Origin of the sequence: Devosia epidermidihirudinis (assembly GCF_000971295.1) — a bacterium.
Lineage (GTDB): Bacteria > Pseudomonadota > Alphaproteobacteria > Rhizobiales > Devosiaceae > Devosia > Devosia epidermidihirudinis.
The window spans coordinates 30,746-52,291 of sequence record NZ_LANJ01000021.1 but is presented as its reverse complement, the minus strand read 5'-3'; the positions used below and the strand labels follow the sequence as shown (position 1 = coordinate 52,291).

Below are 21,546 nucleotides of genomic sequence, written 5' to 3'. Positions count from 1 at the left end.
GATCTTTGGAGGAGGACGCAGGAACCGCTTTTCAAGGCGGCCTGCCTGCCCTAAGGCAAAGCCTGACCGGGCGCTGCACCCCTGATTGGGGTTGGCGTCGCACGCGCTGGTCATGCTGAACCATCGGGCCAGTTGCACCAATGAGACTGAAAGATCTGGCCGAGCATCTCGGCCTGTCGCAGACCACTGTTAGCCGCGCCCTCAATGGCTATCCCGAAGTCAATGAGGCAACGCGTCTGCGCGTCGCGGAAACCGCCGCGCGGCTGGGCTACCGGCCCAATGCCAGCGCCCTGCGCTTGGCCACCGGCCGCTCCGGCGCGGTGGGTGTCGTGCTGCGCGGTGCTGAAGAGCTTGGCCCGCATATGAGCGAGTTCCTGGCGGGCCTTGGCGCGCGCATGGCCGCCGAGGAAATGGATATCCTCTTCACCACCGTCGACAGCCCGCAGGATGAGCTTGCCGCCTATCGACGTATCGCCGCCAGCCAGAAGGTCGACGCCGTTATCCTGCACTCGCCCAAGCTGATGGATGAGCGCGTCAAACTATTGATGGAACTCAAAATTCCATTCGTTCTGCATGGCCGCACCAACATGACCGAGCCCATGGCCTGGCTCGATATCGACAATACCGGCGCCATGGAGCGCGCCACCGCGCACCTGCTCGATCTGGGCCATCGTCGCATCGCCCTCTTCAACGGCATCAAGGGCCGCACCTTCACCGAACATCGCGAAATCGGCTATCTCGCCGCCCTGTCGGCGCGCGGCGTGCCCTATGACCCTGCCCTGATGGCCAACCTGCCTTTCACCGATGAAGCCGGTTTCCGCGTCGCCCAGGCCATGCTCGAACAGCGTCCGCGCCCCACGGCATTTCTCGCCGGCTCCATGATGACGGCGCTGGGCATTTTCCGCGCCATCCGACAGGCAGGCCTCGTCCTCGGCAAAGACGTTTCGATGATCGCGCACGACGACGTCTTTCCCTATCTCAACGCCGACAACATGTACCCGTCCATGTCCACCACACGCTCTTCGATCCGTCAGGCGGGGACACGTATTGGCGAGCTGATCATGCAAATTCTCGCCGGGAAGCCTGCCGAGGATGTCCACGAGCTGTGGCCGGTGGAGCTGGTGTTGCGTGAGAGTTCGGGCCCGGTTTCGCGCTAACCAAACACCTTTCAATTCGTCCAAAGTGCGCAAGGCATGGAAAGCATTGAGAGATTCCCGACTCGCGTAGTTTTGCCACCGACGTTCACTTTAGATTCCTTCTAAAGTATTGAATTTGAATTGCTTTTAGAAGGTGACAGGCGTAGTCCGGTTTCAAATCAACCCTGGAGGATCAGACATGATCTCGTTTGGCCAGCGCACAATGCGCAGCCTTGCCATTGCCCTGACGCTTTCCGTCCCCACCGTTGCAGCTTTTGCCCAGGCCCCCGCCGAAGCCGAAATCCTGAACAACTATGCAGACCTGGCGCTGGCTGGTTATGAAGATTCGCTGAGCACCGCCAAGGCTTTGGACGCAGCCATCGACGCGCTCATCGCCACGCCAAGCGAGGCCACGCTCAATGCTGCCCGCGACGCCTGGAAGGCCGCTCGCGTGCCCTATCAGCAGACGGAAGCCTTCCGTTTTGGCAACCCAATCGTGGACGAATGGGAAGGCCGCGTGAACGCCTGGCCGCTCGATGAAGGCCTGATCGACTATGTCGATGCCTCCTATGGCAGCGAAAGCGACAGCAACCCTCTCTATGTGGCCAATGTCATCGCCAACCCCAAGATCATCATTGATGGTGTTGAACTCGACGCGACCAATATCACGCCCCAGCTGCTGCAGGATCACCTGCAGGAAGCCGCTGGCATCGAGTCCAACGTGGCCACTGGCTACCACGCCATTGAGTTCCTGCTGTGGGGCCAGGACCTCAACGGCACCGGCACCGGCCCCGGTGCTGGCGAACGCCCATACACCGATTACTCGACCGCCGATAATGCCGATCGCCGCGCCGCCTATCTCAAATCTGCATCCGAGCTGCTGATTTCCGATCTCGAGGAAATGGTCGGCAACTGGACCGCCGACGGCGAAGCACGCGCGGCCCTGCCCGATCTGGGCGTTTCGGTTATCCTCACCGGCATGGGCTCGCTGTCCTTTGGCGAACTGGCTGGCGAACGCATGAAGCTTGGCCTTTTGCTGCATGATCCAGAAGAAGAGCATGACTGCTTCTCGGACAACACGCACAATTCCCACTTCTATGACGCTGTGGGCATCCGCAACGTCTATCACGGCTCCTATACCCGCGTGGACGGCACTGTGGTTAGCGGGCCATCCATGTCCCAGCTCGTAGCTGCCAAGGATGCTGCGCTCGACAAGGAACTCTCCGGCCTGCTCGACGAAACCATCGCCAAGATGACCGTCATGGTTGACCGCGCAGAAGCTGGCGAGGCCTACGACCAGCAGATCGGCGAAGGCAATGTCGAAGGCAATGCCGTTGTTCAGGACGCCATCGACGCTCTCATCGCCCAGACCCGTGGCATTGAGCGCGCCGTTGCCCTGCTTGGCCTTGAAGATGCCGTGACCATCGAAGACAGCGACAGCCTGTCCAACCCAGACGCCGTCTTCGAATAACCCACCCATTTCGGTGTCGCCTCTGCTCACGCGGAGGTGACACCGAGCCCATTTGAAAGTCTGAGCCGGAACGGCTAGGCCATCGCCTCATGAAAACTCGTCTGACCGTCGCCCTTGTTGCCCTTCTCGCGGGCGGTCTCGCCTTTGCGCAGGATAAATCCGTGCGCAGCGACCTGCCACCCGAAGACCTTGCGCGCGTCATCGCGGTCACCGCCCCCACCACAGATTTCAGCAAGCCCGAGCCCTTCGAAAACCGGCCCGCAGGCAAGGGCACGACGACCAAAAAGCCCAATGCGGATTCCTTTTCGCACTTCCTGAAAAACCTCACTTTCGAGCAGGAAGAGCAGTTCAAGCTGGGCAATGCCCTATTCCGCAAAATTTGGGTCAGCTCCCCCAGCTCCACCCAGGCGTCCGATGGTCTTGGCCCGCTGTTCAATGCGCGCGGCTGCCAGAGCTGTCACATCAAGGACGGTCGTGGCCATCCACCCTTTGAGGGCCAGGCCGAGAACGTCTCGATGTTCCTGCGCCTGTCCGTGCCCCCCGGCGAAAACGACACCCGCCACTCCATCGACGGCATCTTTGCCGAGGAGCCGGGTGACCCCACCTATGGCACCCAGCTGCAGGACTTTGCCGTGCCCGGCCTCAAGGCCGAAGGCCGCATGGTCATCGACTACAAGGACGCGCCGGTAACCCTGGGCGATGGCACGGTCATCACGCTGCGCCACCCCACCTATTCCATTGCCGACCTCAATTACGGCCCGCTCGCCGAAAACGTCATGATCTCCCCGCGCATCGCTAATCCGATGATCGGCTTGGGGCTGATCGAGCAGATCCCCGCCGAGGATATTCTGGCGCTGGCCGATCCCGACGATCTCAGCGGCGACGGCATTTCCGGCAAGGCCAACTACGCCATCGACCCGGTCACCAACACCGTCAAGCTGGGCCGCTTTGGCTGGAAGGCGGGAGAGGCGACCATCAAGGCCCAGTCCGCTGCAGCCTTTGCCGGCGACATCGGCATTTCAACGCCGCTGGTCAACAAGCCCTATGGCGATTGCACGGTCAATCAGCCCGAATGCTTCGCCATGCCCAATGGCGAACAGGAGCGCCTCGGCGCGTCCGAAGCGCCCGATCCGGTGCTCGATCTCGTCACCTTCTACTCCCAGACCGTGGGCGTTCCCGAGCGGCGCAATGTCGATGATCCCGCCGTGTTGCGCGGCAAGCAGGCGTTCTACGAGGCCGGCTGCACCAGCTGCCACACACCCAAATTCGTCACTAGCCGCGATGCGGAAAACCCCGCTCATCGCTTCCAGCTGATCTGGCCCTATTCCGATTTCCTGCTCCATGACATGGGCGAAGGCCTTGCCGATCATCGCCCTGAAGGTCTCGCCAATGGCTTTGAGTGGCGCACGCCGCCGCTCTGGGGCATCGGGCTGACAAAGACGGTGTCAGGCCATACCTTTTTCCTGCATGATGGCCGCGCTCGCGACCTCACCGAAGCCATCCTCTGGCATGGTGGAGAGGCTCAGGCCGCGCGTGACCGCTTCGCCAATATGTCCAAAGCCACCCGCGATGACCTCATCGCATTTCTGGAATCGCTGTAATGCGCTCATTGACCGCTGCCTTGCTGATGCTCTGCGCTGGCCCCGCCATGGCGCAAACGATTGCTGCTCCACAGGTCCTCGACACTGCGGTCAACGCGGTGATCCGCCCTGCCATGATCAGCTTCAAGGCCCGCGCCAGCGATCTTGAGGCGGCGATGGATGAGCTCTGCACCAGCCCATCGGCCACCGCCCTGACCACCGCGACCGAAAGGTTCGGCGCCGCCGCCACGGCCTATGGGCAGGTTGAGTTCCTGCGCATCGGCCCGCTGATGGAAGACAATCGCTCGGACCGTCTGCTGTTCTGGCCCGACCGCAAGGGCATCGCACTGCGTCAGGTTCAGGCCATTCTGGCCGATGACGATGTGGCTGCTACGGACCTCACGACCCTGCGCGGCAAGAGCGTCGCCGTACAGGGCTTCGGCGCCCTCGAATTCGTCCTCTACGGCACCGATTCCGAAACCCTCGTCACCGCCGACGGGGCCTTCCGCTGCAGTTTCGGCCAGGCCATCGCCGCCAATATCAACCAGATCGCTGGCGAGCTCGAAGCCGGCTGGCTCAAAGATGACGGCATTGCCAGCCATCTGATCGATCCGCAGCCCAGCTACGCCGATTACCGCACCGATATCGAAGCGCTCGAAGCCCTGGTGGGCCTCGTCTCGCACGGCATCGAAGCTACCCGCGACAGCCGCATCAATCCCTTCGTCGCCAAGGGCACCACCGCTGCAAAACCCAAACAGGCCCTGTTCTGGCGCTCCGATCTCACCCTGCCGATGATCCGCGCCAATATCGAAGGCATGCGCCTGCTGATCGAGCAGTCCGGCGTCGCCCGCGACGTCACCGAAAAGGACAAGTCGCTGGATGGCTCGATTGCCTTTGAGTTCAGCAACGCCCTGCGTGCCATCGATCTTGTCACCCTGCCCGTCGAGCAGGCCGTTACCGACGAAAAGCAGGCTCATGCCCTGAGCTATCTCGTCCTCGTCACCAGCTCGCTGCAATCTTTGGTCGGAGATCAGTTGTCTGCCGCACTGGGCCTCAGCGTCGGCTTTTCCTCGCTGGACGGAGACTGACCATGTGGCAACGTCGCGCCTTCCTTAAGGCCGCTGGCGCCGGATTTGCCGCGAGCCTGCTGCCGCGCCAGGCCATGGCGCTGGAACGCTCAGAAGTGGTCTTTGCCAGTTCGGTCCAGACCAGCGTCGGCAAATATGGCGCAGTCCTGCTCACCGAGCGTGGCGACCTCATTGCCTCCATCGCCCTGCCCGACCGTGGCCACGACATCACCATCAGCAATGAGGCTGGTCGCGGCGTGGTCTTTGCCCGCCAACCCGGCACCTTTGCCGTGGTCTTCGACCCCGCCGGTAAGGTCGCCCCGATCACCCTCACCAGCCCCGAAGATCGGCACTTCTTCGGCCACGGCGTGTTCTCGCCCGATGGCACCCTGCTCTACGCCACCGAGAGCGACTTCGAAGCCGCGCAAGGCGTCATCGGCATCTACGATGCGCGCGACGGCTATAAGCGCATCGGCGAATTCCCCACCTATGGCACCGGCCCGCACGAGCTGCTGCTGATGCCCGATGGTGTCACCCTCGTCATCGCCAATGGCGGCATTGAAACCCATCCCGATTTCGGTCGCGCTGAGCTGAACCTCAATACTATGGACCCATCCGTAGTGTTCGTGGATCGCCGCGACGGAAGCCTTGTCGGTCAGTTGCGCCTCGACGCGGGTCTTCATCAGCTTTCCATCCGCCACATGGCCATCGACGCACAAAGCCGCGTCTGGTTCGGCTGCCAGTATCGCGGCACGCCCACCGACAGCCCCCAGCTGGTCGGCTACGCCACCATGGATGGCAAGATCGAGCTGGTCGAACTGCCCATCGATACGCTGCGCGATCTGCGCAATTACGTTGGCTCCGTCGCCGCCTCTGCCGATGGCACCACCGTCGCCATTTCCTCGCCAGAAGGTGACATGCTTGTCGCCATCGACACCGAGGGCACCCGTCCCGTGTTGGTGCAGACCCTACGCAGCGGCTGCGGTCTCGCCGCCGACGACAAGGGCTTTGTCGCCACCAGTGGACTTGGCGAAATGATCGGCATTGCCGGCGCAGAACGATCGACGAAAAAGTTCGACTTCGCCTTCGACAATCACATGCTGCGCGTCATCTAAACTGATCGCATTAAGACTAGTCTGAAGTGTCCTCGGTCTAAAATTTTTGACCATCTGGACGAAACTGTCACAAACATGCACTGTCACAATTGCAACTGGGAGGGTGCATGGGAGACTTCGAAGACAGCACAAGCTGAGGATCGCTGCCGGTTTGGGCCATCCTGTGGCTATTCACAATCCTGCTTATCCACTGTCATTGCACTGTCATATCGCCTCTCTACTCCACCGCTCAGTTCGCCAAGGCCCCGCCAATCGGGCGCTTGCGAACGAATATTTCAGGGAGACTGAATATGACCTTCAAGAAGTCGCTGGCCGCATCGGTGTCGATGCTGACCGTGCTCGCCGTATCTGCCCCCGCATTTGCTCAGACCGACCTCACCGCGCTTTACGAAGCCGCCAAGGCTGAAGGCCAGCTGACCACCATCGCCCTGCCACACGACTGGTGCGGTTATGGCGCCGTCATCGAAGGCTTCAAGGCCAAGTATCCAGGCATCACCGTCAACGAGCTGAACCCAGACGCCGGCTCGGCCGACGAAATCGAAGCCATCAAGGCAAACAAGGGCAACACCGGCCCACAGGCTCCAGACGTGATCGACGTCGGTCTGTCGTTTGGCCCACAGGCCAAGGCCGATGGCCTGATCCAGCCATACAAAGTCTCGACCTGGGATTCGATTCCAGACGATGCCAAGGACGCTGACGGCTACTGGTACGGCGACTATTACGGCGTGATGGCGTTCCTGGTGAACAAGGACCTCGTGTCCAAGATCCCAACCGACTGGTCCGACCTCACCGCTGACGAATATTCCAACGCTGTCGCTCTCGCTGGCGACCCACGCGCTTCGGCTCAGGCCATCCAGTCCGTTTACGCCGCTGGCCTTGCTGCCGGTGCTGACGCTGCTGGTGCAGCCGATGCCGGCCTCAAGTTCTTCTCCGAAGTCAATGCCAAGGGCAACTTCGTTCCAGTCATCGGCAAGTCCGCTTCGCTCGCTCAGGGCACCACCCCGATCGTGATCGCATGGGACTACAACCTGCTCGCATGGCGCGATAGCTTCCAGGGCAATCCTGATGCAGAGATCGTCGTTCCAGCGACCGGCGTTGTCGCCGGCGTCTACATCCAGGCCATCTCGGCCTACGCACCCCATCCAAACGCTGCCAAGCTCTGGATGGAATACCTCTATTCGGACGAAGGTCAGCTCGGCTGGCTGAAGGGCTACTGCCACCCGATCCGCTTCAACGACCTGGCTGCAAACGGCAAGATCCCACAGGATCTCCTCGACGCCCTGCCACCAGCTGCCGCCTATGAAAAGGCCGTGTTCCCAACCATCGACCAGCAGAATGCCGCCAAGGCAACCATCACTGGCCAGTGGGACGCAGTCGTCGGCGCCAACGTCGAGTAAGCCTCACAGTGGGAGCGCCGCCTAGGCTCTCCCACTCCCGCCGCCCGTGCGGCAGGATCAACAAATTGTCCTCGGGTTCTGCCCGGGGACAAGCCCGGTGCTTGAGGTGGCATGCAGCCCCAACGCACCGGCATCAGTTTCCGGCACGGTTGTGCCATCCCGCAGCGCAAACGAAGGCTTGGAATGTCGGCCACGAACCTGTCTGTCGCATCACCACCTTCCCGACGCCGCCTGTCGTTTGAATGGCTGGGCGTCACGCCCTTCATCATCTTCGCGGTGATGTTCCTCATCCTGCCCACGCTTTATCTCGTCGGCGCAGCCTTCGTTGGCCGCGACGGGCAGTTCACTTTCGAGAACATCGCCGGCCTCTTCACCGACCAGATCATCGCCGCCTACTGGATTTCCATCCGCATCTCCGGCGCTTCAGCCATCATTGGCGCGCTGGTCGGCCTTGCCGTTGCTCTGGCGATCATTCGCGGCCGCCTGCCTGCAGGCCTGCGCTCTGCGGTCATGACCTTTTCGGGCGTTGCCTCAAACTTTGCCGGTGTGCCGCTGGCCTTCGCGTTTATCTCCACGCTCGGTCGCCTCGGCCTCGTCACCATCATTCTCAAGACGGTGTTCGACATCGACCTCTACAAGGCTGGGTTTAACCTGCTCAGCTTCTGGGGCCTGACGCTCACCTATCTCTATTTCCAGATCCCGCTGATGATCCTGATCATCGCGCCCGCCATTGATGGCCTCAAAAAGGAATGGAGCGAAGCCGCTTCCACCCTTGGCGCCACCCCGTGGCAGTTCTGGCGCTACATTGGCCTGCCCATCCTGTGGCCCAGCTTCCTGGGCACTCTGTCGCTGCTGTTCGCCAATGCCTTCGGCGCCATCGCCACGGCCTACGCACTCACAGGTTCCTCGCTCAACATCGTGCCTATCCTGCTCTACGCCCAGATCCGAGGTGATGCCCTGCAAAATCCAGGCCTTGGCGCCGCGCTGGCGCTCGGCATGATCCTGATCACCGCCGTGGCCAACATCATCTATCTTGTCATCTCTGCACGCGCCGAGAGGTGGATGAAATGAAGGGCAACCGTTTCTGGGCCTGGCTGGTCTTTGGTATTGGCGCGGCGTACTTCCTCGTCCCGCTTATTGCGACCTTCGAATTCTCGCTGCGCATGCGCCGCGGTTATTACAGCTTTGACAGCTACGCCTCTGTCTTCTCCGATCCGCGCTTTCAGGCCACCTTCGGCTATTCGGTCGTGATCGGCATTCTCGCCATTATCGTCGGCATTCTGGTCGTCGTTCCGGCGGTCTATTTCGTGCGCCTGCGCATGCCCTGGCTGCGCCCCTTCGTCGAATTCCTGACCCTGATGCCGCTGATCATCCCGGCCATTATTCTGGTCTATGGCTATATCCGGCTCTACAATTCGAGCTCGATCATTCCCTTCACCGGCTCGGCGCTGGGCACCGACATCCTGCTCACCTGCGCCTATGTCACGCTCGCCCTGCCCTACATGTACCGCGCCGTCGACACCGGCATGCGCACCATCGATGTGCAGACCCTCACCGAAGCCGCGCAGATCGCCGGGGCCAAAACGCCCCAGATCATCGGCCGCATCATCCTGCCCAACATCCTTGTGGCAGTGCTGTCCGGCGCGTTTCTCACCTTCGCCATCGTCATTGGCGAGTTCACCATTGCCAGCCTGCTCAATCGTCCGGCCTTCGGTCCGTACCTGCAGAACATCGGCGCCAACCGCGCCTATGAACCTGCCGCGCTGGCCATCATTTCCTTCATTATCACCTGGGGCGCCATGGGCATGATCAACGTGCTCGGCCGCTTCGCCCCCCGCACCTCCGCCAGGACCGACTGACCATGGCATCCGAATTTCTACGCGTCGACAATCTCACCAAATCCTTCGGCACCAATACGGTGGTCAAGGGCGTCAGCTTTGCTTTCGAAAAGGGTGAGTTCATTTCCCTGCTCGGCCCCTCCGGCTGCGGCAAGACCACCATCCTGCGCATGATCGCGGGCTTCGAGAATCCCACCTCGGGCAGCATCACCGTCGATGGCAATGACATCACCCACCTCAAGCCAAACCAGCGCCAGCTCGGCATGGTGTTCCAGGCCTATGCCCTGTTCCCCAACCTCAACGTTGGCGACAATATCGGCTTCGGGCTCAAGATCGCCGGCATGCCCACCGAGGAGCGCCGCGCCCGCGTCGCCGACATGCTCAAGCTGATCGGCCTGCCCGGCTTCGAAAAGCGCTACCCCTACGAGATGTCTGGCGGCCAGCAGCAGCGCGTCGCCCTCGCCCGCGCCATTGCCCCACGCCCGCGCATGCTTCTGCTCGACGAGCCACTCTCTGCCCTCGACGCCAAAATCCGTGTTAGCCTGCGTGAAGAAATCCGCGCTATCCAGCTCGATCTCGGCATCACCACCGTCTTCGTGACGCACGATCAGGAAGAAGCCCTCTCGATCTCCGATCGCATCGTGGTGATGAATGCCGGCAATATCGAACAACTCGGCGCGCCGCACGAGATTTACAACAAGCCCGCGACCCGCTTCGTCGCCACTTTTGTGGGTCAGCTCAATACGATAGAGGCCGTGGTCAGCGATGTAGCGGCCAAAAAGGTCACCATCGATGGCCAGACGGTTTCCCTTCACACTTTGCCCGATAATGCGAAGGCAGGTGCTGGCATATCGCTCACTCTTAGGCCCGAGGTGCTAACCGTCGGCGCCCGCGCGGATAACGACATTTCCCTCACCGGCACGATCTCCGACGTGACGTTCCTGGGCTCGGTCATCCGCCTCCGCGTGGCGCTGGGCACCAACATCGTCAGCCTCGACACCTTCAACGACCAACGCACCGCTCCCCCGGTGCGCGGCGAGCCAGTCACCATCAGCCTCGCCAGCAAAGACCTTCTAGTCCTGGCTGCGTAACCTACGGGGCAGCAACAAACCCCTCAACCCCATCGCCCCTCAAGGGGAGAGGGCCGGGGTGAGGGGTGAATGCCCCTCAGCGACCCACGACGTCGCAACACCCACCGCGCCCTTACCCCCGGAACGCCCACAGGAAATCCGTCTCAAACGCCCGGAAAACCCGCGCCTGACCGGCCTCGCTCATATGGTCGTCATCGCTGAACAACAGCACTTGCCCATCATAGGGTCGGCACGTGGTCGCGTCACAAAACACATCCAGCGGGTCAATGAAGCGGACCTCCGGAAACACCTCCAGCGCCTCCTTTATCCACGCCACCACATCGGCGCGCCGCTCTTCAACCTCAGCCCGTGGCAAGCCGCAATTTGTCGCCCGATCCACCCGCATGGCGTCGGCCCGCGCGATGCATTCGGGCGCCCGTCGCAGCCATTCCGGCACCGGTCCCTGCACCAGAATGCGCTTCACGCCCGCCCCTTCAAGCGCCGTTATGCTCTCGCGCAAGCCCTTGATATAGAGCGCCTTTGGTTGGTCGCTGGGCAGGACTTGGCCCGGCTCGGCCAGCAGCCATCCCTGCTCTCCGCCCGCCGTCGGGTCAGGCGATTTGGCATAAGCAGCCCACCGCGCAGCCAGAATGGCGAACTGCGCGGGATAGTGACCGCTGCTGATCGCCGCGATGCCGTCCAGCTTGTTCTCGTCACAGGCTTCGGTCGCGTCATTGAGGATATCCACGCCCAGCAGCGGCGCACAGCGATTGCTGCCGATGCTGGCAACCTGCGCCCCAAATGTATGCGCGATGGTGTTGAACAGCGGGCGCTCGATCAGCGCGTGGGAGTCGCCAAAGACAAGCCCCAGCTCTGCCTTGCGCTCAATGGCACACTCGTCGTTCGGATCACTCAGATTGAGCCGACACTTATCCCCAGTCCGCAGAATCGGGTCTACATTCTGATATTCGCCAAGCTCGGGCGGAACGGCGAAATTGGCATAGCCAAAGCCGCTGACTGCCACAGCCGCGCAAGCCGCGCCGCCCACCAACACCGGCCGCCAATCCATGCGCACCCGCGTCCGCTGCCGCCACTCGCGGATCGGCCGCTCGATCCACAGATGGGTGCCAATGGCGAGCACAAACGACAGCGCGCCCATCGCCACATCCCACAGCAAAACCTTCTCGCCAAAGTTATGCACCCGCATGAACGCCAGCAGCGGCCAGTGCCAGAGATACCAGGCGTAGGAAATCAACCCGATCCACATCATCGGGCGCCAGGTCAGCCCGCGCGCCACTAGCCCTGCCGGATGCGCCACGCCCCCGGCAATCAGCAGTGCCGCGCCCAGCGCCGGGATCGCCGCCCAGAAGGACGGAAACGGCGTCACGGCAGTAAACAGCGCCACCGATCCCAGGATCATCGCCAGGCCAATCGCTGTCAGCCCAGACGTCACTGGCTTGGGCAGCCTGGCGAGATAAGGTACGACAAAGCCCACCGCCCCACCGGCGATGAACTCCCAGGCCCGCAACGGCATCACGTAGAACGCATAATTGGTGCCGTCCCCGCCACCGGTCCAATAGATGCACAGCGCCAGCGACAGCACGAACAACAGCGCCGAAACGCCCACCCGCAACGCCTGCCCACCCATGTGGCGCGACAGCCACCACAGCCCGCCGATCAACAGCGGCGCGACAACGTAGAACTGCTCCTCGACTGCGAGGGACCACAGATGCTGCAAGGGCTTGAGATCAGCCGAGGCTTCGAAATATCCGCCCTGCCCTAGAAACAGATGGTTCACCACCATCCCCGCCGACCAGATCACCTGCTCGCTAAAGTCCTTGAACTCTCCCGGCATCACCAGAACGAAGGGCGCGATAGCCAGACTGACAAGGATCACCAGCAGATAGGGTGGCAAAATGCGCAGCGCCCGCCGCGCCCAGAACCCCGCCATCGAAAAGCTGCCGCGCTCAACGCCAGCAACGATCTGGCTGATGATCAGGTAGCCCGAGATGACGAAGAACACATCGACGCCGACAAAGCCCCCCGGCACGCCGGGCAGGCCAACATGGTACAAAACCACGGCTAGGATCGAAATGGCACGCAGCCCATCGACAAAGGGTTGATAGGCAAGCGTCTCGCTCTTGCCGCTTTTCGCGGCCTTGGCCTTATCCAAATTCATCTGTCGGTCCCTGCAAGCCCACGCGTGTTATCGGCTTCTCAGGCGCCCCACAATCGCGCGCCAGCCACAGGAGCCATGCGCCAAAGCATGGAACTTGTTTCGGCCACCTTGCGGGGGCCACATGGGGTTTGACCCCGTCTGCCGCGCGCGCCATTGTGCCCCTGCGCCAACGGGCGCATTTCTGGAGCGTTGAATTGGATAACCCCTTCGTAACGACTGACTGGCTCGCCGCTCACCTGAGCGATCCCAACCTCGTTGTTGTGGATGCCAGCTGGCACATGCCAAACGCCGCGCGCAACGCGCAGGCCGAGTTTCTCGCCGGGCACATCCCCGGCGCGGTGTTCTTCGACATCGACGGTGTCGCCGATACATCCTCAGACCTGCCCCACATGCTACCAGCGCCCAATGACTTCGCTCATATGGTCGGCGCCCTGGGCGTTTCCGAGACCATGACCATCGTCGTCTATGACGAGCTCGGCCTGTTCTCCGCCCCCCGCGTCTGGTGGACGTTCAAGACAATGGGCGCCAAGGATGTGCGCATCCTCTCCGGCGGCGGCCCCAAGTGGCGCACCGAGCGTCGCGCCATCGAAACCGGCCTCGTTACCCGCCCGGCAGTGGCCTTCCACGCCAAGCTCGATGCAGACCGCGTTGCCGATTTCGACAAGGTTCGCGCCCGTAGCCAGGATCGCGCCGCCCAGATCGCCGACGCCCGTCCGGCCCCGCGCTTCCATGCCGAAGTGCCAGAGCCACGCGCTGGCCTGCGCAGCGGTCACATTCCCAACAGCCTCAACGTCCCGGTCGGCCTTCTCACTGACAATGGCCAGATGAAGCCCGTCGCCGAGCTCACCCAGCTCTTCGCTGATCGCGGCCTCGACCTCGCCAAGCCCATCGTCACCTCCTGCGGCTCCGGCATCACCGCCTCGACCCTCGCTCTTGCCCTAGAGCTCGCCGGCGCCAAACAGATCGCTGTCTACGATGGCTCCTGGACCGAATGGGGCGCCCGCCCCGACGCCGAAGTCGAGACCTGAGGCCAGCCTCGCTTACCACCCACAGCGTCGCCCTCGGGCTTACCCGAGGGCGCTTCCCCCATCGGAAGCGGGAACCTAATTCCCCAGCAGACCTCATGGTGAGCCCGTCGAACCACGAGGTCGTGGCAACACACCACATCCCGCAAAAACAAAAAGGCCGCCGGGTTTCCCCGGCGGCCTCAGCATTTGAAACCAGACCGATCAGGCCTTGTTCTTGTTGTAAACGTCGAACACCACGGCGCCGAGCAGCACGAGGCCCTTGATGACCTGCTGCCAGTCGATGTTCACACCCATGATCGACATACCATTGTTCATCACACCCATGATGAACGCACCGATCACAGCACCAGCCACCTGGCCCACGCCACCCATGGCCGATGCGCCACCGATGAACACGGCCGCGATCACGTCGAGCTCGAAGCCCTGACCAGCCTTGGGGGTCGCGGTGTTGAGACGCGCCGCAAAGATCAGGCCCGCGAGAGCCGACAGCATGCCCATGATGATGAAGATATAGAACGTCAGGCGTTCGGTCTTGATGCCCGAAAGCTGCGCAGCCTTGGAGTTGCCACCCAGTGCATAGATACGGCGGCCCAGCGTCATCTTCTTGGTCAGGAACACAAAGCCGGCGATCAGGATCGACATCACGATCAGCACGTTCGGCAGGCCTTTGTAGGACGCGAGCAGATACGTGAAGAACAGGATGAGCGCGGCGATCAGCGCAGTCTTGACCACGAAGAAGCCAAATGGCTCGGCTTCATAGCCATGGCCCTGACGACGGCGACGCGTCCGCAGGCTCGAGAACACCTGACCCAGAACGATCAGGATACCGATGACCATGGTGGTCGAGTGCAGCACGACTGGCGCGCCTTCACCCATTGGAATGGTGATCGGGCCGATGACGTCAGGGATGAAACCGGCGCTCAGCAGCTGGAATTCGGTGGGGAATGGACCAACCGATGCGCCGCCGAGAACGGCAAGGCTCAGGCCCTTGAACACCAACATACCCGCCAGCGTCACGATAAAGCTCGGGATCTTGAGATAGGCGATCCAATAGCCCTGCGATGCGCCGATAACGCCACCGATGAGAAGGCAAAGGATGGCCGCCGGAATGGGCGCAATCCCGTATTTCACCATCATCAGCGCGGCAAGCGCACCGATAAAGCCCGAGACCGAACCCACCGACAGATCGATGTGACCAGCCACGATGACCAGCAGCATGCCCAGCGCCATGATGATGATGTAGGAGTTCTGCAGGATCAGGTTGGTGAGGTTCACCGGCTTGAACAGCACGCCATTGGTGGTGAACTGGAAGAACACCATGATGGCGAGCAGGGCCACGACGAGGCCATAGTCGCGCAGCGTGGTCTTGAGGAGCGACCCAGCCGACGACGTCGGCGCGGGAGTTGCGGTTTCGGTAGTCATGCGGTCTTTCCTTCTGCACGCACGATAGCGCGCATGATGTTTTCCTGGCTTGCGTCGCTGCCTGCGAGCTCGCCAACAATGCGGCCTTCGTTCATTACGTAGATACGGTCACAAATTCCCAGCAGCTCAGGCATTTCCGAGGAAATGACGAGAATGCCTTTGCCCTCGTCGGCCAGCTTGTTGATGATCGTGTAGATTTCATACTTCGCGCCAACGTCGATACCGCGCGTCGGCTCGTCCAGGATCAGCAGCTCGGGGTTCGAGAACAGCCACTTGCTGAGCACGACCTTCTGCTGGTTGCCGCCCGACAGGTTGCCCACAGTCTGCAACACGCTCGATGATCGGATATTGGTCTTCTTGCGATAGTCATTGGCGACGTTCATCTCAACGATATCGTCGATAACGCCCATCCGCGACACGCCGGGAAGATTGGCGATCGTGGTATTGTTCTTGATGTGGTCGATCAGGTTCAGACCATATTGCTTGCGGTCTTCGGTGGCATAAGCCAGCCCGGCATCAACCGCGCGGCGCACGCTCGAGGTATCGACCGGCTTGCCATGCATGAACACCTGGCCCGAGATGTTGCGGCCATAGGTCTTGCCGAACACGCTCATGGCGAACTCGGTGCGGCCCGCGCCCATCAGCCCGGCAATGCCCACCACTTCGCCCTTGCGAACCTGGATTTCGACGTTTCTGATCACCTGACGATCGGAATGGATGGGGTGGAACACCGACCAGTTCTTCACCTCGAACAGCACTTCCCCGATATGGGGTTCGCGCTTGGGGTAACGATCTTCCAGAGACCGGCCCACCATCGAGGCGATGATGCGGTCTTCGGTGACATCGGCCTTCTCCATCGTTTCGATGGTCCGCCCGTCACGGATAACGGTCACGCGGTCGGCGACCTTCTTGATCTCGTTGAGCTTGTGGGAAATCAGGATCGAGGTGATGCCCTGCTTCTTGAATTCAAGCAGCAGATCGAGCAGCGCCGCGCTGTCCTTTTCCGAAAGGCTGGCGGTCGGCTCATCGAGGATGAGCAGCTGGACTTCCTTGCTCAGCGCCTTGGCGATTTCCACCAGCTGCTGCTTACCGACGCCAATATGGGTGATCAGCGTGTCGGGATCTTCGTTGAGGCCAACCATGGCCAAAAGCTTGCGCGCGCCATCACGCGTCTCATCCCAGTCGATCACGCCAGATTTGGCCTGTTCGTTACCGAGGAAAATGTTCTCCGCGATGGACAACAGGGGAACCAGCGCCAACTCCTGATGGATGATGACGATGCCCTCATGCTCGCTGTCGCGGATGGTCTTGAAATTGACTTCCTTGCCCCGGTAGATGATCTGGCCATCATAGCTGCCGGACGGATAAACCCCGCTCAGCACCTTCATCAGGGTGGATTTGCCGGCGCCATTTTCGCCAACAATGGCATGGATCTCGGCCTTGCGCACATCCAGGTTCACGTCCTGCAGCGCTTTCACGCCGGGGAACGTTTTGGTGATGCTGCGCATCTCTAGAATGGTTTCGGTCATCATCGTTTCTCGGCTGCCCGAAAAGGGCGGCGCTTAGCGTGAATTGAACGGCCCAGACAAGTCATTCCGTCATGGGTATGGGCCCCGCATCGCTGCGGAGCCCAAGAGTGTTTTCGGCAGATTACTTGATGTCGTCGGCCTTGATGTAGCCGGAGTCGATCAGCAGCTTCTGGTAGTTGCTCAGGTCGACTTCGTATGGGGTCAGCAGGATCGATGGAACGACCTTGACGCCATTGTCGTAGGTGGTGGTGTCGAGGCCTTCTGGCGTGCCACCGGACAGCACGGTGTCGACCAGGTCAGCAGTGACCTTGGCGAGTTCGCGGGTGTCCTTGTAGACGGTCGAGTACTGCTCGCCGGCCACGATTGCCTTGACCGATGGAGCTTCCGCGTCCTGGCCGGAGATGATTGGCCATGGCAGATCAGCGGAGCCGTAGCCAACGCCGCGGAGCGACGAGATGATGCCACGTGCAAGGCCGTCGTTTGGAGCCAGAACGGCGTCAACGCGCGAACCGTCCGAGTAGTTAGCCGACAGCAGGTTGTCCATGCGGGCCTGCGCAGTTGCGCCGTCCCAACGGAGCGTACCAACGGTCTGGATGCCCTGCTGGCCGGACTTCAGGACGAGGTCACCCTTGTCGATCAGTGGCTGCAGAACGCTCAGCGCGCCGTCATAGAAGAAGAACGCGTTGTTATCGTCTGGCGAACCGCCGAAGAGCTCGATGTTGAACGGGCCCTTCTTTTCTGGGTAGCCGAGACCCTTCAGGATCGAGTTTGCCTGCAGCACGCCAACCTGGAAGTTGTCGAACGTGGTGTAGTAGTCGACATTTGGGGTTTCGCGGATCAGACGGTCATAAGCGAAAACCTTGACGCCAGCAGTGTGAGCCTGCTCGAGAACAGCCGACAGCGTGGTGCCGTCGAGTGCTGCAATCACCAGCGCGTCAACGCCCTTGGTGACCATGTTTTCCAGCTGTGCGAGCTGGTTCGGGATGTCGTCGCCTGCGTACTGCAGGTCAACGGCGTAGCCCTTGGCTTCCAGAGCCGACTTCAGCTCAGCACCGTCCGAGATCCAGCGCAGGGTAACCTGCTCAGGCATCGAAATGCCAACCGAACCCTTGTCCTGCGCCATGACGGCGGTGGACGCCGTCAGCGCGAGGGCGCTGGCAGCCAGAATGCTTGCAAACTTAGTGATCAACGTAACTCTCCCAAGAAATCTAGATTGGACCGCCTGTTTCAGTCGGCGGGTTGTTCCGGAGTGAGGCGCCGCGCTTGCGCGATGCCTCCGAGCGCAGGGCCAGAGCTTACTGGAGCTCTTCGGCCTTGATGTAACCCGAGCCCACGACGAGCTGTTCGTAGTTCGACTTGTCGACCGAGTATGGGGTCAGCAGCAGCGACGGGATCACCTTGACGCCATTGTCATAGGTGGTCGTGTCGAGGCCTTCTGGGGTGCCGCCGGACAGCACGGTATCGACCAGGTCAGCAGTGACCTTGGCGAGTTCGCGGGTGTCCTTGAAGACGGTGGAGTACTGCTCGCCGGCGATGATCGCCTTGACCGATGGCACTTCAGCGTCCTGGCCCGAAATAATCGGCCAAGGCTGATCGGCAGTGCCATAACCAACGCCGCGGAGCGACGAGATGATGCCACGGCTCAGGCCGTCATATGGCGACAGAACGGCGTCAACGCGCGAGCCGTCCGAGTAGTAAGCGGACAGCAGGTTGTCCATGCGGGCCTGCGCAACAGCGCCGTCCCAACGGAGCGTACCAACGGTGTCCATGCCGGTCTGGCCGGACTTCACGACCAGGTCACCCTTGTCGATCAGTGGCTGCAGAACGCTCATCGCGCCGTTGTAGAAGAAGAAAGCGTTGTTATCGTCTGGCGAGCCGCCAAACAGTTCAATGTTGAACGGGCCTGCCTTGGCTGGATAGTCGAGGCCGGTCAGCAGCGAGCTGGCCTGCAGAACGCCCACCTGGAAGTTGTCGAAGGTGGTGTAGTAATCAACATTGGCGCTGTCGCGGATCAGGCGGTCATACGCGATGACCTTGATGCCGGCGTCAGCTGCCTGCTGCAGCACTGCAGACAGGGTGGTGCCGTCGATCGAGCCGATCACGAGGGCCTTGACGCCCTTGGTGACCATGTTTTCGATCTGGGCAAGCTGGTTCGGGATGTCGTCTTCTGCGAACTGCAGGTCGACGGAATAGCCCTTGGCGGTCAGCGCAGCGACAAGCGCATCGCCGTCCGAGATCCAACGCAGCGACGACTTGGTCGGCATTGCAATACCGATAGCGCCCTTGTCCTGGGCGAAAGCGCCTGAAGTGGCGGTCAGCGCCATTGCGCCAACGGCCATCACGGTCGCGAGTGATTTCAGAAACTTCACGTCTCGACTCCCTTTTGTATTCGAATTCAGAAGCTTGAATGGTCGTCTGGGGAGAGGATCAACGAGGCATACGCGCACCCCTCAAAACCGGGACTACACAGAAGTCCACCGATCCCGAGAGCAGTGCTTTCAACCGTGCGAACGCCCTATGCGCATCGCCGGTTCGTCGTGCATGAAATCCTCCTGCAGGACGACCGCTGCCGCCGCGAGCCCTCCCAAGCCCACGGGCCGGAAACTAGGATAATCAGATACCGCTGTAAAGCAGCATTCAAATTCTCCAGCATTTTTTTCGACAGTCGAATATTAATGATAACGCATGTTTTGCGGCAGTTGCAGCCGAAGGCCTGTCTCGCTATCCTGGAGCAACCAGTAGACATTTCTGTCAATCATGACCGCAAAGCGGCGACGGCAGATGCAAAGATATCAGATACCTTGGAGGGGATTTGAGCACATCAGGCGAACCCTCGCGACCCGATCAGGCGACAGCGTCCAGCGCTGTTGCGGACGATCTCGCACAGATGATTTTGGGGGAGATGGCTCCCGGCACCAGCCTGCCCAGCGAGGCAGAATTGGCCGAACGCTACGACGTCAGTCGCCTCACCATTCGCGAGGCGGTCAAGCTGTTGGAGGGACGCGGACTGCTCGTTCTGGCGCGTGGTCGCAAAGCGGTGGTGCGGGAACCTGACAGCGGCGCCTTCACCGATTTTTTGACCTCGGTTATCCGATACGACCCGAAGGGTGTTTTTGACCTCGTCGAGGTGCGTTTATCGCTCGAAGTGCAGTCCGCAACCCTCGCCGCCAAGCGTGCAACGCGAGCCGGAATCGCGGCCATCGAGAGCGCCTTGCAGGGCATGCGCGACGTCGCCGGCGATCCCGAACGGATGGAATCGGAGGCAGGCGAACTTGCCTTTCACACCCATGACGTGACCTTCCACGAATCCATCGCCCTCGCCAGCGGCAACCGCGTGCTGGGCTATCTCTTTGAGGCCATGTCCCAGCCGCTCCGTGAGGGTTTCTATATCAGCCGACGGGGCCACGAGCAGCGCGGCCACACCATCAATGACACGATTGAGGCGCATCAGCGCATTCTCGACAACATCAAGGATGGCAACGGTCGCGGCGCTGCCGATGCCATGCGCTTCCACCTCAAGGATACGGAGCGCGATATCCGCACCGCGCTGAACCAGTTGGGCCGCCGCCCTGCGGCAAAGGGACGAATCTGACAAAACGCCTTGCGGCGCGCGTCCGCTTGGCCGAATAATCGCCCCGCAAAACGGCAGGGTGGCCCATGGCGCAGAGAGTAGACAGTTCCAGCAATCGGCTCGATGACGCTGCCCGCGCCGGCTGGCTGTACTATGTCGCCGGCAACAATCAGGAAGAGATCGCTGCCAAGCTCGGGATTTCCCGCCAATCGGCGCAGCGCCTCGTCTCGCTCTCGGTCAGCGAGGGCCTGATCAAGGTCCGCCTCGATCATCCCATTGGCCGCTGCATGGATCTCGCGTCGCGCCTCAAGACGCGCTTTCATCTCGAACTGGCCGAGGTTGTACCATCTGATCCCTCAAGCGAGTCGAGCACTCAGGGCGTTGCCCAGGCGGGTGCCGCCGAAATCGAGCGTTGGCTGAAGCGCCCCGACCCCATCGTCCTGGCGATCGGCACGGGCCGTACCCTCAAGGCCGCCGTCGAGCAGATCATGCCGATGGATTGCCCCCACCACAAAGTGGTGTCGCTCACCGGCAATATCGCCCCCGACGGCTCGGCCGCCTATTACAACGTGATTTTCAACATGGCCGACACGGTCAAGGTGCGCAGCTTTCCCATGCCCCTGCCCGTGATCGCATCGTCCGCACGCGAGCGCGAATTGCTGCATGCCCAGCCCATGGTGCGCGAAACCCTTGCCCTCTCGGCCAAGGCCAACGTGACCTTTGTCGGCATTGGCGATCTGGGCCCCGATGCCCCGCTCTTTGTTGATGGCTTCATCAATGCCGATGAGCTCAAGTCCCTGCAGAAATCCGGCGCGGTGGGCGAGATCTGCGGCTGGTGCTTTGATGCCGATGGCAACCTCATTGAGGGCCAGACCAATGAGCGCGTTGCCAGCGCGCCCATTCCCCCGCGCGACCAGTCTCTGGTTGTGCTCATGGCCATGGGCCGCAAGAAGCTGCCGGGCATCAGTGCTGCCCTCGGTCGCCATTTGGTGAACGGCATCATCACGGACGAGCGAACCGCCGAAGGCCTGCTCAATACTCCGTAAGCACTTGATTCAACAAGTATAGCTCCCGAAACCGATCCAGGTTTTCTACATGCACACCCTCGGTGAGCGCATAGCACACTTGACTGTCGCGCATAAA

17 protein-coding genes are annotated in these 21,546 nt (G+C 61.4%); 12 read left to right on the top strand and 5 right to left on the bottom strand.

All coding sequences use genetic code 11. The features are described 5' to 3' along the window. Window positions 1-140: 140 nt before the first annotated feature. From WH87_RS14105 to WH87_RS14065, 9 genes are all read left to right on the top strand, one after another. Window positions 141-1,157: a substrate-binding domain-containing protein gene (locus WH87_RS14105; RefSeq protein WP_046140944.1), complete on the top strand. Its 1,017-nt coding sequence runs from the start codon at window positions 141-143 to the stop codon at window positions 1,155-1,157. Window positions 1,158-1,335: 178 nt separating this feature from the next. Continuing rightward, entirely contained in the window at window positions 1,336-2,607 is a 1,272-nt protein-coding gene (locus tag WH87_RS14100; protein ID WP_052726690.1) for an imelysin family protein, read from the top strand. An 89-nt stretch (window positions 2,608-2,696) separates the two neighbouring features. Continuing rightward, a complete protein-coding gene (locus WH87_RS14095; RefSeq protein ID WP_046140943.1) occupies window positions 2,697-4,208 on the top strand; it encodes a di-heme oxidoreductase family protein in 1,512 nt (503 codons plus the stop codon). Further along, window positions 4,208-5,275 (top strand): imelysin family protein, encoded by a 1,068-nt coding sequence (locus WH87_RS14090; RefSeq protein ID WP_046140942.1) that lies wholly within the window; start codon window positions 4,208-4,210, stop codon window positions 5,273-5,275. The genes WH87_RS14095 and WH87_RS14090 overlap by 1 nt, the downstream gene beginning before the upstream one ends. 2 nt (window positions 5,276-5,277) lie before the next feature. Beyond that, window positions 5,278-6,369, top strand: coding sequence for a DUF1513 domain-containing protein (locus WH87_RS14085; protein ID WP_046140941.1), 1,092 nt, complete (start codon window positions 5,278-5,280; stop codon window positions 6,367-6,369). 326 nt (window positions 6,370-6,695) lie between these two features. After that, window positions 6,696-7,766 (top strand): ABC transporter substrate-binding protein, encoded by a 1,071-nt coding sequence (locus tag WH87_RS14080; RefSeq protein WP_407060049.1) that lies wholly within the window; start codon window positions 6,696-6,698, stop codon window positions 7,764-7,766. Between the two features lie 183 nt (window positions 7,767-7,949). Beyond that, entirely contained in the window at window positions 7,950-8,837 is an 888-nt protein-coding gene (locus tag WH87_RS14075) for an ABC transporter permease (protein WP_046140939.1), read from the top strand. After that, window positions 8,834-9,625, top strand: a complete 792-nt coding sequence (locus tag WH87_RS14070) for an ABC transporter permease (RefSeq protein WP_046140938.1) — start codon at window positions 8,834-8,836, stop codon at window positions 9,623-9,625. The genes WH87_RS14075 and WH87_RS14070 overlap by 4 nt, the downstream gene beginning before the upstream one ends. A 2-nt stretch (window positions 9,626-9,627) precedes the next feature. Continuing rightward, window positions 9,628-10,695, top strand: a complete 1,068-nt coding sequence (locus tag WH87_RS14065) for an ABC transporter ATP-binding protein (RefSeq protein WP_046140937.1) — start codon at window positions 9,628-9,630, stop codon at window positions 10,693-10,695. A gap of 112 nt (window positions 10,696-10,807) precedes the next feature. Here WH87_RS14065 and WH87_RS14060 read toward each other — a convergent pair whose 3' ends face one another. Beyond that, entirely contained in the window at window positions 10,808-12,853 is a 2,046-nt protein-coding gene (locus WH87_RS14060; protein WP_046140936.1) for an acyltransferase family protein, read from the bottom strand. Between the two features lie 194 nt (window positions 12,854-13,047). On the opposite strand from WH87_RS14060, the gene sseA reads away from it, so the two are divergent. Beyond that, window positions 13,048-13,881: a 3-mercaptopyruvate sulfurtransferase gene (sseA, locus tag WH87_RS14055; protein ID WP_046140969.1), complete on the top strand. Its 834-nt coding sequence runs from the start codon at window positions 13,048-13,050 to the stop codon at window positions 13,879-13,881. A 201-nt stretch (window positions 13,882-14,082) separates the two neighbouring features. Here the strand turns inward: sseA and mmsB are convergent, their stop codons facing one another. The 4 genes from mmsB to chvE (WH87_RS14035) all read right to left on the bottom strand — a co-directional run bounded on the left by mmsB (window position 14,083) and on the right by chvE (WH87_RS14035) (window position 19,171). After that, window positions 14,083-15,303 carry a multiple monosaccharide ABC transporter permease gene (gene mmsB / locus WH87_RS14050; RefSeq protein WP_046140935.1) on the bottom strand — a complete coding sequence of 407 codons (1,221 nt, stop codon included), beginning with the start codon at window positions 15,301-15,303 and terminating at the stop codon, window positions 14,083-14,085. Continuing rightward, on the bottom strand, window positions 15,300-16,832 hold the full coding sequence (mmsA, locus tag WH87_RS14045; protein WP_046140968.1) for a multiple monosaccharide ABC transporter ATP-binding protein: 1,533 nt from the start codon (window positions 16,830-16,832) through the stop codon (window positions 15,300-15,302). The genes mmsB and mmsA overlap by 4 nt, the downstream gene beginning before the upstream one ends. A 121-nt stretch (window positions 16,833-16,953) precedes the next feature. Beyond that, window positions 16,954-18,018, bottom strand: a complete 1,065-nt coding sequence (gene chvE, locus WH87_RS14040; RefSeq protein WP_046140967.1) for a multiple monosaccharide ABC transporter substrate-binding protein — start codon at window positions 18,016-18,018, stop codon at window positions 16,954-16,956. A gap of 109 nt (window positions 18,019-18,127) precedes the next feature. Next, window positions 18,128-19,171 carry a multiple monosaccharide ABC transporter substrate-binding protein gene (chvE, locus tag WH87_RS14035; protein WP_197410814.1) on the bottom strand — a complete coding sequence of 348 codons (1,044 nt, stop codon included), beginning with the start codon at window positions 19,169-19,171 and terminating at the stop codon, window positions 18,128-18,130. Between the two features lie 473 nt (window positions 19,172-19,644). Here chvE (WH87_RS14035) and WH87_RS14025 point away from each other — a divergent pair, with 473 nt between their 5' ends. Both WH87_RS14025 and WH87_RS14020 read left to right on the top strand, forming a co-directional pair. Continuing rightward, window positions 19,645-20,424: a FadR/GntR family transcriptional regulator gene (locus WH87_RS14025; RefSeq protein WP_052726689.1), complete on the top strand. Its 780-nt coding sequence runs from the start codon at window positions 19,645-19,647 to the stop codon at window positions 20,422-20,424. Between the two features lie 65 nt (window positions 20,425-20,489). Next, window positions 20,490-21,449 carry a sugar-binding transcriptional regulator gene (locus WH87_RS14020; RefSeq protein ID WP_046140933.1) on the top strand — a complete coding sequence of 320 codons (960 nt, stop codon included), beginning with the start codon at window positions 20,490-20,492 and terminating at the stop codon, window positions 21,447-21,449. Window positions 21,450-21,546: the final 97 nt, after the last annotated feature.

Bases quoted from the DNA above. Each gene is read 5' to 3' on its own strand.
- WH87_RS14105 (WP_046140944.1), top strand. From the start codon at position 141: ATGAGACTGAAAGATCTGGCCGAGCATCTCGGCCTGTCGCAGACCACT.
- WH87_RS14100 (WP_052726690.1), top strand. From the start codon at position 1,336: ATGATCTCGTTTGGCCAGCGCACAATGCGCAGCCTTGCCATTGCCCTG.
- WH87_RS14095 (WP_046140943.1), top strand. From the start codon at position 2,697: ATGAAAACTCGTCTGACCGTCGCCCTTGTTGCCCTTCTCGCGGGCGGT.
- WH87_RS14090 (WP_046140942.1), top strand. From the start codon at position 4,208: ATGCGCTCATTGACCGCTGCCTTGCTGATGCTCTGCGCTGGCCCCGCC.
- WH87_RS14085 (WP_046140941.1), top strand. From the start codon at position 5,278: ATGTGGCAACGTCGCGCCTTCCTTAAGGCCGCTGGCGCCGGATTTGCC.
- WH87_RS14080 (WP_407060049.1), top strand. From the start codon at position 6,696: ATGCTGACCGTGCTCGCCGTATCTGCCCCCGCATTTGCTCAGACCGAC.
- WH87_RS14075 (WP_046140939.1), top strand. From the start codon at position 7,950: ATGTCGGCCACGAACCTGTCTGTCGCATCACCACCTTCCCGACGCCGC.
- WH87_RS14070 (WP_046140938.1), top strand. From the start codon at position 8,834: ATGAAGGGCAACCGTTTCTGGGCCTGGCTGGTCTTTGGTATTGGCGCG.
- WH87_RS14065 (WP_046140937.1), top strand. From the start codon at position 9,628: ATGGCATCCGAATTTCTACGCGTCGACAATCTCACCAAATCCTTCGGC.
- WH87_RS14060 (WP_046140936.1), bottom strand. From the start codon at position 12,853: ATGAATTTGGATAAGGCCAAGGCCGCGAAAAGCGGCAAGAGCGAGACG.
- mmsB (WP_046140935.1), bottom strand. From the start codon at position 15,303: ATGACTACCGAAACCGCAACTCCCGCGCCGACGTCGTCGGCTGGGTCG.
- mmsA (WP_046140968.1), bottom strand. From the start codon at position 16,832: ATGACCGAAACCATTCTAGAGATGCGCAGCATCACCAAAACGTTCCCC.
- chvE (WP_197410814.1), bottom strand. From the start codon at position 19,171: ATGGCCGTTGGCGCAATGGCGCTGACCGCCACTTCAGGCGCTTTCGCC.
- WH87_RS14020 (WP_046140933.1), top strand. From the start codon at position 20,490: ATGGCGCAGAGAGTAGACAGTTCCAGCAATCGGCTCGATGACGCTGCC.